The sequence below is a fragment of the Rhodoplanes sp. SY1 genome, from assembly GCF_046000175.1.
Taxonomy (GTDB): Bacteria; Pseudomonadota; Alphaproteobacteria; order Rhizobiales; family Xanthobacteraceae; genus Rhodoplanes.
The window spans coordinates 1-2,099 of the sequence record NZ_JBEOMB010000299.1; the positions used below are offsets into that span (position 1 = coordinate 1).

Here is a 2,099-nt window from a genome sequence, read left to right on the forward strand (position 1 = left end):
TCGCCTTCGACTTCTCCTCGGTGGTGTCGCGGGTCGACGGCGCGATCTCGGCCGGCGGCGCCGCGGCGACCGGCGCCGACGCCGCCTTCGACGGCGGGTCGGCCTCGGCGGTCGACGTCGCCACCGACACCATCTACCTGGCCGACCACGGCCTCGTCGGCGGCCAGGAGGTCGTCTACACGGCCCTGAACGGCAGCGGCTTCACGGCGGACGGCGTGCCGACCGTGACGACGGCCGGCACGGCGATCGGCGGCCTGGTCAGCGGCCGGACCTACTACGTGATCGTCGTCGACGAGGACCACATCCAGCTCTCGGCCGCGCCGGTGCTCGACCTCGACTCCGCCGGCACCGACCCGGGCTCGACCCACACGGTCGACGTGGTCGATTCGATCGTCGTCGACCTCAACGCCATCGGCGCCGCCGACGACACCGTCCGGCTCTCCGGCCACGGCTTCGCGACCGGCGACACCGTCACGTACACGGCCAACGGCAATGCCGCGATCTCGGGGCTCCTCGACGGCGGCACCTACACGGTGGTCAAGGTCGACGACTCGCTGTTCCAGCTGAAGGACTCGACCGGGACGCTGGTCCAGCTCGCCCAGGGCGCGGCTCTCGGCCGCCATACCTTCACGCGCGGCGCCCAGTCCGTCGATCTCGTGCTGGCCCGCGTCGAGGCGGCGAGCGACACCCTGGTGATCAAGGGCCACGGCCTCACCGAAGGCATGACCGTCACCTACTCGACGCTCGGCGAGGAGGCGACCGACGTGGTCGCGGGGCTGACCACGGCGACCGAGTACACGGTGCACGTCGTCGACGCGAATACGATCCAGCTCCGCAACGCGACCACGGGCGCGCTGATCGATCTCGGCACGACGACCCAGGCGATGGCGCACGCCCTGGTGTTCGTCTCGCGCAGCCTGTCCTTCGCGCCGAGCACCGCGGTCGATTCGGCCGCCGACACGATCGCGCTCGCCGGCCACGGGCTCTCCGACGGCGACACGATCATCTACGCCACGGCCGACACCACGACGGTGCGCACCATCACCCAGCCGGACGGCCTGGTGCTGACCGTGACGGTCGCCGACGGCGAGATCGGCGGACTGATCGACGGCGGCACGTACTACGTCGTGGTGGTCGACGCGAACCACATCCGCCTGGTGGCGGACCCGGCCGCGGTCGCCACCACCAAGGCCGTGAACCTCACCTCGGTCGGCTCGGGCAACTATCATACGCTCGGCGAGACCAAGACGACGCAGGGAATCGCCGTCACGGCGGACCTGACCGCGACGACCAAGTCGATCGCCAAGCCCGAGGTGGGCGGCAAGTTCAACTGGTCGAAGTACAAGCTCGGCGCCGACATCCTCACCAAGCCGGATGTCGGCCTCGCGCTGTTCTTCAAGGATGCCTCCGCGGCGACCGGCAAGACCACGGCGGTCGACCAGAACGGCAAGGAGGTTACGTCCTCGATCAAGAACGACAAGCTCAGCGCGGCCGGCGGCGTCGCCGTCAACGTCGTCGGGCACACGGTACGGGCCGAGATCGGCACCGACGCGACCGCAGCCGACCGCACCGTGCTGTCCACGAAGGGCGACATCACGGTCGACGCGACCGTGACCCAGAAGACCCAGCTCCTCGCCCAGGCCAACGTTTCGAAGCCGAAGGGCTCGAGCGGCGTCGCCGTGGCGCTGGCGATCGGGGTCGGCGTCTACGAGAACGACGTGCAGGCGATCGTTCACGGCCACGACGCTCGACGCCTACGGGACCGTCTCGGTCGACGCGACGCTGAGCTATCCGTTCCTCACCAAGCCGGCCGATCTGGTGCTCGGGGTCTGGGCCGACATCCAGGCCCGCGGCGCCAGCGCCATCGGCACGCTGCTCGACGGCACGCTCGGCGTCTCGACCAAGCTGATGAACACCTGGGTGGTGTCTGGCGCCAAGGCGAGCGAGAGCAAGGCGGCGGGCCTGTCCGGCTCGTTCGGCATCACCGTCTACACCAACACGGCGAAGGCGCTGGTGCTGTCCGGCGCGCGGATCAACCAGGCGCCGACCGGTGCCGGCTGGTCGCCGCCGACCACCCAGAGCGTCTCGGTGACGGCGAA

At 70.2% G+C, this 2,099-nt stretch carries 1 protein-coding gene; it reads left to right on the forward strand.

Translation table 11 applies throughout. The features are described 5' to 3' along the window. Positions 1-2,099: hypothetical protein (locus ABTU92_RS29245; RefSeq protein ID WP_408095062.1), on the forward strand; the 2,099-nt coding region annotated here is incomplete at both ends.